The following is an 11171-nucleotide window of genomic DNA, read 5'->3' as shown; positions in this document are numbered from 1 at the left end:
TCTCGCCGCCTGCCTGGTGGGACCTATGGCCCTGCATGTGACCTGTCGTCGGCAGGTGAGGAAAGAGAAGAGCCCCCGGTGACTGAGTCACCGGGGGCTTCCCGTGGCGGAGGATAGGGGATTTGAACCCCTGAGGGCGTTAACCCAACCCGCGTTCCAGGCGAGCGCCATAGGCCACTAGGCGAATCCTCCGTTGGGGAGCATACCGGTTCGAGGGGTCGGAATGCCAAACGGGGCCCGAGGGAGGGGTGCGTCACTGCGCGATCGGTGGATCTGGTTACACTCGTAGACGGATCCCGCGCGGCGCGCATCCTGTGAACTCCCCCAGGGCCGGAAGGCAGCAAGGGTCAACGGGCTCTGCCGGGTGCGCGGGGTCCCCTATCTTCCCGTCCCCGACCGGTCGTGTCGGTGAAAGGCCGCCCGCATGCCTGTACAAACCCAAATCGGGTTGATGAGCCATGATGAACTTCGCGCCGAACTCGAGCGTCAGAACGCGAAGTACGAGCAGCTCAAGGCAGAGAAGCTGAAGCTCGATCTCACGCGCGGCAAGCCGGCACCCGAGCAGTTGGACCTGTCGGAGCGCCTACTCTCCCTGCCGGGTGACGGTGACTTCCGCGACAGCGACGGCACCGACTGCCGCAACTACGGCGGCCTGACGGGCCTGCCGGAACTGCGCGCCATCTTCGGCGAACTGCTCGGCATCCCGACGGCGAACCTCATGGCCGGCAACAACGCGAGTCTCGAGATCATGCACGACACGATCGTGTTCTCGCTGCTGCACGGCACCCCCGATTCCCCGCGGCCGTGGTCGCAGGAGTCGGCGATCAAGTTCCTGTGCCCCGCACCGGGTTACGACCGTCACTTCGCGATCACCGAGTCGTACGGCATCGAGATGATCGCGATCCCGATGCGCGACGACGGCCCCGACATGACGCGGGTCGCGGAACTGGTCGCTGCGGATCCGCAGATCAAGGGCATCTGGTGCGTTCCCACGTACTCCAACCCGACCGGCGCCGTGTACTCGGAGGATGTGGCCCGCGCGCTCGCGTCGATGCCGGCCGCGGCCCCCGACTTCCGCATCTACTGGGACAACGCGTACGCCGTGCACCCGCTCGTCGAGGAGTGCGCCCCGGCGCTCGACATCCTCGGCATGGCGGCAGGGGCCGGCAACCCGAACCGTCCGCTCGTGTTCGCGTCCACGTCGAAGATCACCTTCGCCGGCGCGGGTGTGAGCTTCTTCGGCGGCTCCGACGCCAACCTGGCCTGGTACCAGCAGCACCTGGGTAAGAAGAGCATCGGCCCGGACAAGATCAACCAGCTGCGCCACCTGCGCTTCTTCGGCGATGCCGACGGCGTCCGCGCGCACATGGACAAGCACCGCGAGATCCTGGCCCCGAAGTTCGCGAAGGTTCTCGAGATCCTCGACGATCGGTTGGGCGCGTCGAAGGTTGCGTCGTGGACCGAGCCCAAAGGCGGCTACTTCATCAGCCTCGACGTGGTCGACGGCACCGCGAAGCGTGTCATCGCGCTCGCGAAGGATGCCGGCATCGCGCTCACCGCCGCCGGCTCCGCCTTCCCGTACAAGCAGGACCCCGAGGACAAGAACATCCGCCTCGCCCCGAGCTTCCCGTCGATGGACGAGCTCACGAAGGCGATGGACGGCGTCGCGACCTGCGTCCTGCTCGCGGCCGCGGAGCACGCGCTCACCAAGCAGTAACCGTCGAACACGACAGTGGCCGGTCACCTCGAGGTGACCGGCCACTCCCGTTCAGGGGTTCGCGGGGCTAGGAGAGTGCGGCGACGATGCGGTCGACGACGTTGTTCGCGCTGTAGTAGTCCAGGCGGAAGCTGTCGTAGTCCAGCGGGTACACGGCATCGCGCTGCACCGACGGGACGGCGGCGAGTGTCGGGTCGGCCTTCATCCGGTCCGCACCCGGCTGCTGCGCGTTGATGATGAAGGTCGTCGCGCCGGTCAGTGCGAGCGGCAGGTTCTCGGCGTTCACGGCGACGATGTCGGATCGGCCTGCTTCCGCGCCGGCGCCGGTGATCTCGGTGGGCAGCGTCGCCAGGGTGAGGCCGAGGCGCGTGGCGAGCCGTCCCTGCGCCGACTCGGTCGTGAAGATGCGCGAATCCTCGGGGTTGTTGTAGGTGAGAATGTTCACCGGCGCGGCGCCGGCCTGCAGCGCGGGAGCGATGGTGTTCTTCGCCTTGTCCACCTTGGCGTCGAACTCGGCGATCCGTTCCTTCGCCCGGTCCTCCTTGCCGACCGCGGCGGCCAGCTGCGTGGTCAGTTCCTGCCACGACTTGTCGGAGTAGTCGAACAGCAGGGTCGGGGCGATCTTGGACAGGACGTCGACCTGCTGGGCGGCCGAGTCGGCGCCGCTCGTGGAGACGACGATGAGGTCGGGGGCCGCCGCGGTGATCTTCTCGACGTTCGGCTGGCCCTGGTAGAGGACCTCGACGTCGCGGTCGGCGGCGACGCCGGCCCATTGCGTGAACAGGCCCTGATCGTTGGTGACGGTGCTCTTGGGCTGCGCGGCGGTGCCGATCAGCGGCGCGTCGAGCGACAGCAGCGATCCGGTGAGCGTGACACTCGTGGACACGATGCGCTGCGGCTCGGCGTCGAGCGTGACTGGGCCCTTGGCGGTCTCGACGGTGCGCGGCCACTCGCCGGACTGGGCGGTGGCGGCGGCAGCGGCGTCTGCGGATTCGTCGTCGGACGAGCACGCGACGGTCGTGACGCCGATCGCGAGGGCGCCGAGAACGACCGCGATCCGGGTGCCGACGGATCGGAGGTGAAGCGTGGTTGGGGACAAGGGGGTTCCTCCTGAGGGTGGGTACGATGAGACCCTACTTTTAGGGCAGCATCACCTAAGTAAGGGGTACCTATGTCGAACGTCACGTCGGTCGACGGCCTGGCGCGACGTCTGCGCGCCGAAGGCGGGCCGTTGATCGATCCGGGGCCGCGCGGATTCGTGACCGCGACGTTCGTGTGGCGGGCGCCGGCAGGATCTCCGGTTCGCCACGTCTATCTGGAGGCCAACGGCATCACCGACCGGCGGCGGCCCGAACGCAATGCGCTCCAACGGGTTCCGGGGAGTGATCTGTGGACGCTGTCACTCGAGGTTCCGGAGAGATGGCGGGGCGGCTACGGATTCCTGCCCCGGGTGGAGCCGATCACCGGTCCCGCCGAGGGGCAGACGGAGTGGGAGTGGTCGCGGGCCGTGATCGCCGGACTCGTCACGGACGAGGAGAACCCGCGTCCGCCGGTCTCGTCGATGGGGCTGCCGGCGCGCTCGGAGGCGGTGATGCCGGGTGCCCCCACGCAACGCTGGTGGGCGTCCGATGCGCCGGTGCGTGGCGTGCTGACGGAGGCGTCGCGGATCCTCGCGGGGGTGCGCCGCAGTATCTGGATCTACGAACCCGCGGGGATCGCGGATCGCGACCGTCCGGTGCTAGTGCTGTTCGACGGCCGGGTGACCGCCGTCGAGATTCCCATCGCCCCCGCGCTCGACCGACTCGCTGAGCGCGGCTACCGGGTGCCGCTGGTCGTGATGATCGACAGCATCGAGCCCGGACTGCGCTCCAGGGAACTTCCTTGCAGCACCGAGTTTCTCGATGCCCTCACCGGCGACGTGCTGCCGTACCTGCGCGAGCGGTGGCAGGCGACGGGCGATCCGGAGTCGGTGCTGGTCGGCGGTTCGAGCTACGGCGGCCTGGCGGCCACGTTCGCAACGCTGCACGCACCCGACGATTTCGGCGGGGCGATCAGCCTGTCCGGATCGTTCTGGTGGCCGCGACCCGACATCCGGGGACGCTCGGTGCAGGCACAGCTCGCGGATCTGGACGTGAGCAAGTCACGTTTCTGGATGGCGGCTGGGGTGCTCGAACCCCGCCTGATCGAAGAAAACCGAGAGGTGCGGGACCTGCTGCGGGCCAAGGGGTTCGAGGTGGACTACCGGGAGTTCTGCGGCGGCCACGACTACATTCAGTGGCGCGAGCTGCTGGTCGCGGGGGTGGCGGCGCTGCTGGGCGGCGCCGTCTGAGCTACTCGGGGTCTGGCGAGGGAGCTGGCCGAGGCACCTCCGGGACGTTCCTCCCCCGGGTGGTGCTGGGTCGCTCGTTACGGGTGCCGTCTGCGACGGCGTCTCCAGACTGACTCCGATCTGGCGGTTGCGCCTGTCGGGAGTTTGGTCCGTACCTATCTGCGTGCGATGAGTGCTCGGGAATCGACGTCTGTCCTGCGGATTTCGAGGAAATCGAAGAATTCTTTGGTCCGCACCTTGACTTGTGATGCGAGTCACGCTTATATCTAAATCTGAGTTTAGATTTACATGTCGAGGACAGGGAGGCGTGTCGTGCAGGCACTCGTGGTGGACGCCGGTGGACCGGCGGACGTCGGACCCTCCCTGCTCCGTCTCGTTGCGGGGTCTGTCGATCATCGGACATGCCGCCCGGAAGTCCTTCGGATGGCTCGGCAGGGTCGGACTGTCAAGCACCGCAGCAGTGTTCGATCGTTTGGGCCACTCTCCGGGTCGACCGATGGTGCTGATCGGGTCGATCGCCGAGATCCGCGGGTCGTTGCTGTTGATCGTCGGCGCGCTGCTCCGGTGGCCGGTGCGGTCCTCCTCGGCCTTCGTTTCCCCGTCTGGGCGCCGGTTGCGGCTTCTCCTTCGTGCGCACCCGGCTCCCGCTCGCGCTCTATCCAACCCGTACCAACTGCCATGGAGAACGAATGAAGAACAAGCTCAAGGTCCTAGGCCCAACGCTCGTGATCGCACTCGCCATTGCCGGCTGCTCCTCGAAGGCGACCGACTCTGACGGCCAGGCAGCAAGTGGCGACCTGAAGGCGGGTATCGGTGTCACCGCCGATGCGATCACTGTCGGATCGCTGGTGCCGCTGAGCGGTCCGATCGGTGGCCTCGGTCAAGATGGCGTTGCCGGCATCCAGTTGTGGTTCGACAAGGTCAACAAGAACGGTGGCGTGTGTGATCGTCAGCTGCGGATCGAGTCGCGCGACAACAAGTACAACACCCAGGAGACCATGACGCAGTACACGTCGCTGCGTTCGGACATCGCCGCGATCGTGAATCTGTCTCCTGGCACGGATGCGGTGACTCTGGGGCCAAAGCTCGCTCAGGACGGACTGGGCGTCATGGCCGGCTCTTTCGACCCCGTGCTGCTGGCCGTGCATGAGGCATTCATGCCGGGTTCGCCGTACGACGTGGAGGCCGTGAACGGCGTGGCCTACCTGGTCGAGCAGGGGGTCCTGAAGGAAGGCGACACGATCGGTGTCATCGCGTACCCGAACGGTATCGGAGCGGCGGTTGCAAACGGTGTCGCCGGTGCGGCTGAGCAGTTCGGCCTGAAGGTGGAGAACACAAAGATCGACAGCACGGCGACGGACGCGACCGCGCAGGTCAACACCTTGCGGCAAGCGGGTGCAAAGGTGATTGTTATGGGAACCGCAGCTGCACAAACTGTTTCGGCGGCTTCTGTGGCGAAGGCCAGCGGGTATGACGTGGTCATTCAGTCCACGAATCTGCTGTCCAGTGGCGACCTGGCAGGACCGGCACGCGATGCGCTTGCCGATCACGTCGTCCTGACATCCAACAACGCGCCGTTCAGCTCGAATGCGGCACCGGTACAAGAACTCTTGTCTGCCTGGACGGCTAAGTACGGCGACCGGCCCGCCACGTCGCCCGCCGCCTCCGGCTATTTGATGGCGCAGTTGCTCGAAAAGGGCTTGAGCCAGGCCTGCAAGGACAAGGATCTCACCCCGAAGGGCATTACTGCTGCGATGAGCAAGATGGGCGCCATCTCCACCGCCGGGCTTGCTGTCGATCTCGATTACTCCACTCCGGGCAAGGCTCCCTCGCTGTCCTCCTTCATCATCAAGCCCGATCCGAATGCCAAGGGTGGCACAGTGATTGTGCAGGACCCCGCAGCCAGTGACGCCGCGGTCAAGTACGCGGCCGACAAGGGCTATACCAAGTGATTGCAGGGCAGGGAGGCTCACGATGATCGAAGTCGATTCCCTTGCAGTGAGTTACGGAACCGCCAAGGTTCTCCATGACGTGAATCTGCGCGTCGATGACGGGCAGATCGTAGCGCTGATCGGAAACAACGGTGCCGGCAAAACTACACTCCTGCGGGCACTCTCGGGACTACTAGGGGCCCAGGGTGGACACGTGGTCGCCGGGACCATACGTGGCGAGGGTCTGGATCTCAACCGGAGCAAGGCCGACAAGATCGTTCGGCACGGCATCGTCCAGGTGCCGGAAGGACGTCGAATCTTCGCGCAACTGACCGTCCAGGAGAATCTCATGGCCGGCGCACTGTCGGTGCGCTCTCGGTCCCGCGTGGCGGCCAGCTTGCGCCGAGTACGCGAGCTCTTCCCGATCCTGGTGGATAGGTCGGGGCAAACCGCCGGCTTGCTGTCCGGCGGGGAGCAGCAGATGCTCGCGATCGGACGGGCTCTGATGAGCGAGCCGAAGGTACTGCTCATGGATGAGCCGTCGTTGGGTCTGGCGCCGCTCATCGCTCAGCAGATCATGGAGACGATCACGCATGTGAACGCGGACGGGACGAGTGTCCTTCTGGTCGAACAGAACACCAGGCTCGCTCTGTCCGTCGCACACCATGCGTATGTCCTGAACGGCGGGACCATGGCAGCCGAAGGGCCTGCGGCGGAACTGATCGACTCCGACATGCTCCTCGAACTCACACTCGGCAAGACTGCCGCTCACGGTTCCGCCGTGTCGGCCATGACAGGGGAAGGGCACGATGTCTGAAATAGACGGGAATCTTCTCACGGCCGAGGGCTTGACGGTTCGGTTCGGCGGTGTCCTGGCACTGGACAATGTTTCGTTCGCTATCAAGCGCGGTACCATTCATGCATTGATCGGTCCGAATGGAGCCGGGAAGTCGACGTGTTTCAACGCTCTCACCGCGTTGTACCCGCTGGCGTCGGGCGAGGTCCGTCTCGGTGATGAGCGGCTCGATACCCTGCCGCAACACGAGATCGTCACCCACGGAATTGCTCGTACCTTCCAGAACCTGGTGCTCCCACCGCACCTCACCGTCGCGGACACTCTTCGGGTCGGGCGTCACCATCGGACCCGCACTGGGATGCTCGCCGCGGCATTGGCTCTGCCGACCGCTCGCCGTGAGCGAGCCGAGGACGAGCGAGTAGTTCAGATAATGGCGGAGGCGCTGGGCATCGAGGAGTACCTCGACCAGCCTGTCGGTCCACTACCGTATGGCATCCGCAAGAAAGTGGAGATCGCGCGCGCCCTGTGTGCGGAGCCGTCGCTGCTGTTGCTCGACGAACCGGTTGCGGGCATGAACGACGCCGAATCACGTGCTTTGGGTGAGCAGATCCGGGAGTGCCGCGACCGCTTCGGCCTCACTGTGCTCCTCGTCGAGCACGACATGGAGTTGGTGCTCACTCTCTCCGACCACGTCACGGTCTTGCAGTCCGGCAGGGTGATTGCCGACGGCGCACCTGACGTCGTGCAACGGGACCCTGCTGTCATCGCGGCGTACCTCGGTACGGACGCGACGCCCTACGAATTGGAGAGGACTTCTCGTGGATAACTTTGTGAATGCCTTGGCTGGGGGACTGTCACTCGGTGCACTGTATGCCGTGATGGCCCTCGGATTCGTGGTCATTTACCGGGCCACCGGAATCCTCAATTTCGCCCACGGTGGGTTCCTGCTCTCGGGTGTCTTCGTGGCGGCGCTGGTCAGTGAATCGCATGGCTATCTGGTGGGCGTGCTGGCCGGACTCGCGGCGGGTGCGTTGGTAGCGATCATCATTGATGTTGTTTTCATTCGGCAGTCCCGGACTCAGGATCATGTGACGCTGACGATCCTGACTCTCGGTGTGAACTTGCTGATCGTCACCGAAGTCAGCCGTCGTCTCGGTTCAGAGTCGTGGGCCCTCGACGATCCGGTCGGGGACCGGATCGTCGAATTCGGGATGATCACCATGCCGGCGTCGCGGCTCATTGCGCTCGGGGTTGCGGTAACCGCCATCGTCGTGTTTCTGCTCCTGTTCCGATTCACCAACTGGGGCCTGGCGATGCGCGTGGGCAGCCAGGACGCAGAGGTCGCCAAGCTGATGGGGGTGCGTTTGTCGCGGGTGTCCTGGACCAGCTGGGCGATCGGTGGTGCGCTGGCTGTTCTCGCCGGATTGTTCCTCGCTTCCTTCCCGGCCGCGGGTGTTTCATCTTCCCTGGCGGACACGGCATTTCGCGCTTTTCCAGCCGCAGTGATCGGTGGTCTGGGATCGGTCGGCGGCGCTCTGGTCGGTGGTATGATGCTCGGCCTGACGGAGGCGTTTGCGGCGACCTACGAGAGCGCATTGGGCGGATGGGCGCACAACCTGTCCGGTATCAGCGCGTGGATACTGCTGTTGGTTGTCTTGCTGGTGAGGTCCGAGGGTCTGTTCAGTTCGAAGCAGGTGGCCCGTGTCTAGAGGACGTTTGCTCGTAGCCGGACTCCTGGTAGCGCTGGTTGTCGCACCGTACTTCGTCACTGAATTCTGGTTGCAGGTCGGCGGTCTGGCCATGGCTGCAGCGATCGCTGCGATGGGCTTGACGATGCTCGTGGGCGTCGCCGGTCAGATTTCGTTGGCCCATGCAGTTTTTGTCGGCATCGGAGCGTATGGATACGTCATCCTGGCGAGCCCGTCGGGTGAGAACGTGTGGGGCCTGGGTCTGCCACCCGTTGTTGCTGCCGTCGGGGCAGTTCTTGCCGCGGGGATCGGTGGCCTGCTGCTCAGCCCGCTCTCGAGTCGGGTGACCGGACTCTACTTGGCGGTCGTCACCATCGGGTTGGTGTTCATCTGGGTCCACTTCCTCAACGAGGTCGAGCAATTCAGCGGTGGCTATATCGGCCGTGCGGTACCGGAATTCGATATCTTGGGCTTGAACTTCGGTGACAGCGAGCCGTGGCACATATTGGGCGTGCCCTTCGGGGCAGTGGAAAAACTATGGCTGCTCGGAATCGTCCTGGTAGTGGTTACCTATCTTGCTGCCCGTCGGATCGTGCAGGCCAGGCCGGGGTTGGCTCTGTCCATGGTGCGCGAGAGCGAAGTGGCGGCCGCATCCATGGGGGTCAACGTGGGCCGGTACAAGGCCGGGGCCTTCTTCGTCGCCTCGGTGTACGCGGGCATTGCCGGCGTGTTCCTCGCCGTCACCATTCAGTTCATTACCCCACAGGCGTTCGGGTTCACGCTTTCCACTGATTACTTGGTGATCATCATCATCGGCGGTCTCGGCAGCTTGCGCGGTGCCATCGCCGGTGCCGTGTTCGTCACGGCCCTGCCCCGACTGCTCGGGCAGTTCGCGGGCAACATCCCGTTCCTTGTTCCGGTGGGCCAGGGTGGCATCGACGCCAACGTGATGAGCGTCTTCGTCTACTGCGGCCTACTGATTCTCGTCATCATGTTCGCCCGCGGCGGGCTCGACCGGGTCCTGGGGTGGATGGTCGGGCCGCAACGCCGCTCCCGCCCGGCGCCTGAGCCGAAGCAGGACCCGGTGCCCCAACCCGAACCGGACCCGGCGCCTGCGCCGAAGCAGGAGAAGGAGACCGTCTGATGTATACGTGGCTGCACGTTCTCGATTGGCGTGCTACGTCCGATCCGGACACCCTCGCGGTGAGCGACGACCGCGAGCAGTTGACCTATCGGGACCTCCGGGATCGCGTGGAGGACACCGCCGCGAGTTGGTACGCCCTCGGTGTCCGGCCGGACGACGTCGTCGCGGTACTCGCCCACAACAGCGCCGAATTCCTCGTCCAGACACTCGGTCTCATTCGGCTCGGAGCACTGCCGCTGCTCGTCAACTGGCGAATGACCGCGCACGAGATCGATCGGCTGCTCGACATCACCAACCCCGTCGGCATCTTCGCCGACGAGGCGTGCCGGTCCGTTGTCGGTCACCGCGGCGACCTCGTGCGAGTGGCAGTCGGACCGGGCGGTGGCGGCTGGACCGAAGCCGGTAGTGTCGCCGGTCCGCCCGCGCCGTACCCACGGGACCGGTTGCGCAGCGATCAGGTGGCCTTCCTCATGCACACCAGCGGCACCACCGGGTTGCCCAAGGTGATCCCGCTCGACCACGGCTCCCTCATCCGCGGGCTCGCGGGGTTCGCGATCGACATCGGCGACCAGCAGCGGGGCGGCCGGCACCTGGTGATGATGCCGCTGTTCCATCTCGCGGGTTTCGCCCAGGCAATGCAGTGCTTCCTCACCGGGGGAACGCTTTTCATTCACGACGGAGTTCAGATCGACCGCGTCATCGACACGATCGTGCGGGACCGCATCCAGTTCTTCACCGCAGCCCCGACCATCATCGAGATGCTCGTCGACGCGATGGAGGGAGCACGACAGGGGGAGGACCTGTCGAGCCTGCGTGAGGTGCAGTACGGTGCCGCGCCGATCGACTCCGATTTGCTGGAGCGGGCCGTACGTGTCGTGTGCCGACGATTCCGGCAGATCTACGGCAGTACAGAACTTCAGGGATTCCTGACCGTCCTGCGACCGGAGGATCACGTTCCCGGCAGCACCCGACTCGGTTCCGCGGGCCGAATCTCGCAGGGCTGGGAGGCGCGCATTGTAGGTCTCTCCGGGAACCCGCAGCCGGTTGGCGAACCCGGCGAGCTGTGGGTTCGCAGTGAGAACATCATCCGCGAGTATTGGCATAATCCCGAGGAGACGCGGGCGGCCTTCACCGACGACGGCTGGTACCGAACGGGTGATATGGCGGTGCTCGACGAGGACAGTTTCCTCTATATCGTCGGGCGCTCCAAGGACATGATCATCAGCGGCGGCGAGAACGTCTACCCCGCCGAGATCGAGCGCGCGCTGCTGGATCATCCCGCCGTGGTCGAGGTCGCCGTCGTGGCACGGCCCCATCCGAAGTGGGGCGAGACCCCGGTGGCGTTCGTTGTCTGCGCCCCGGGCGTGGATCCGGATGACGGTGAGCTCGCCCGCCACTGCCGGGAGCGGCTGGCCGGTTTCAAGTGCCCGTCCTCGATCGAACGCATTGCGGAGCTGCCGCGCAACGCCCTGGGCAAGGTGCGCAAGGTCGAGTTGCGTGAGCGTCTGGTAGCCGGCCCCGCCTGAACGGCCTTGGCCGGGAGCACGAAAGGACTGAGTGCACATG

At 65.4% G+C, this 11171-nt stretch carries 9 protein-coding genes, 1 tRNA gene and 1 other RNA gene; 9 read left to right on the top strand and 2 right to left on the bottom strand.

Translation table 11 applies throughout. The features are described from left to right. Positions 1-104 precede the first annotated feature (104 nt). Positions 105-192: transfer RNA gene (locus AB4Z09_RS21470), tRNA-Ser, on the bottom strand. Between the two features lie 96 nt (positions 193-288). Between AB4Z09_RS21470 and ffs the strand changes: the two genes are divergently transcribed. Together ffs and AB4Z09_RS21460 are read left to right on the top strand one after the other, a co-directional pair. Then, an RNA gene (ffs, locus tag AB4Z09_RS21465) (signal recognition particle sRNA small type) lies at positions 289-383 on the top strand. A gap of 41 nt (positions 384-424) precedes the next feature. After that, complete coding sequence (locus AB4Z09_RS21460; RefSeq protein ID WP_442240629.1) at positions 425-1717, top strand: aminotransferase class I/II-fold pyridoxal phosphate-dependent enzyme; 1293 nt, start codon at positions 425-427, stop codon at positions 1715-1717. A 67-nt stretch (positions 1718-1784) separates the two neighbouring features. Here the strand turns inward: AB4Z09_RS21460 and fepB are convergent, their stop codons facing one another. Next, positions 1785-2816 (bottom strand): Fe2+-enterobactin ABC transporter substrate-binding protein, encoded by a 1032-nt coding sequence (gene fepB / locus AB4Z09_RS21455; protein WP_174907681.1) that lies wholly within the window; start codon positions 2814-2816, stop codon positions 1785-1787. A 72-nt stretch (positions 2817-2888) separates the two neighbouring features. Between fepB and fes the strand changes: the two genes are divergently transcribed. The 7 genes from fes to AB4Z09_RS21420 all read left to right on the top strand — a co-directional run bounded on the left by fes (position 2889) and on the right by AB4Z09_RS21420 (position 11131). Further along, a complete protein-coding gene (gene fes, locus AB4Z09_RS21450; protein WP_442240628.1) occupies positions 2889-4046 on the top strand; it encodes an enterochelin esterase in 1158 nt (385 codons plus the stop codon). Positions 4047-4735: 689 nt separating this feature from the next. Continuing rightward, entirely contained in the window at positions 4736-5998 is a 1263-nt protein-coding gene (locus tag AB4Z09_RS21445; RefSeq protein ID WP_442240627.1) for an ABC transporter substrate-binding protein, read from the top strand. A 22-nt stretch (positions 5999-6020) separates the two neighbouring features. Beyond that, on the top strand, positions 6021-6794 hold the full coding sequence (locus tag AB4Z09_RS21440) for an ABC transporter ATP-binding protein (protein WP_114721331.1): 774 nt from the start codon (positions 6021-6023) through the stop codon (positions 6792-6794). Further along, positions 6787-7599, top strand: coding sequence for an ABC transporter ATP-binding protein (locus tag AB4Z09_RS21435; RefSeq protein ID WP_442240626.1), 813 nt, complete (start codon positions 6787-6789; stop codon positions 7597-7599). Before AB4Z09_RS21440 ends, AB4Z09_RS21435 begins: the two co-directional genes overlap by 8 nt. After that, entirely contained in the window at positions 7592-8482 is an 891-nt protein-coding gene (locus tag AB4Z09_RS21430; protein WP_442240625.1) for a branched-chain amino acid ABC transporter permease, read from the top strand. The genes AB4Z09_RS21435 and AB4Z09_RS21430 overlap by 8 nt, the downstream gene beginning before the upstream one ends. A gap of 7 nt (positions 8483-8489) precedes the next feature. Beyond that, on the top strand, positions 8490-9605 hold the full coding sequence (locus AB4Z09_RS21425; protein WP_442240624.1) for an ABC transporter permease subunit: 1116 nt from the start codon (positions 8490-8492) through the stop codon (positions 9603-9605). Beyond that, complete coding sequence (locus AB4Z09_RS21420) at positions 9605-11131, top strand: class I adenylate-forming enzyme family protein (protein ID WP_442240623.1); 1527 nt, start codon at positions 9605-9607, stop codon at positions 11129-11131. The genes AB4Z09_RS21425 and AB4Z09_RS21420 overlap by 1 nt, the downstream gene beginning before the upstream one ends. Positions 11132-11171 lie beyond the last annotated feature (40 nt).

The organism is Rhodococcus sp. TAF43 (genome assembly GCF_052113525.1).
Classification (GTDB): domain Bacteria; phylum Actinomycetota; class Actinomycetes; order Mycobacteriales; family Mycobacteriaceae; genus Prescottella.
The sequence above is the reverse complement of the archived record's forward strand: the minus strand, read 5'-3'. Positions and strand labels throughout refer to the sequence as shown.

Coding starts and splice junctions, on each gene's coding strand:
- AB4Z09_RS21460 (WP_442240629.1), top strand. CDS start 425: ATGCCTGTACAAACCCAAATCGGGTTGATGAGCCATGATGAACTTCGC.
- AB4Z09_RS21440 (WP_114721331.1), top strand. CDS start 6,021: ATGATCGAAGTCGATTCCCTTGCAGTGAGTTACGGAACCGCCAAGGTT.
- fes (WP_442240628.1), top strand. CDS start 2,889: ATGTCGAACGTCACGTCGGTCGACGGCCTGGCGCGACGTCTGCGCGCC.
- AB4Z09_RS21445 (WP_442240627.1), top strand. CDS start 4,736: ATGAAGAACAAGCTCAAGGTCCTAGGCCCAACGCTCGTGATCGCACTC.
- AB4Z09_RS21420 (WP_442240623.1), top strand. CDS start 9,605: ATGTATACGTGGCTGCACGTTCTCGATTGGCGTGCTACGTCCGATCCG.
- AB4Z09_RS21435 (WP_442240626.1), top strand. CDS start 6,787: ATGTCTGAAATAGACGGGAATCTTCTCACGGCCGAGGGCTTGACGGTT.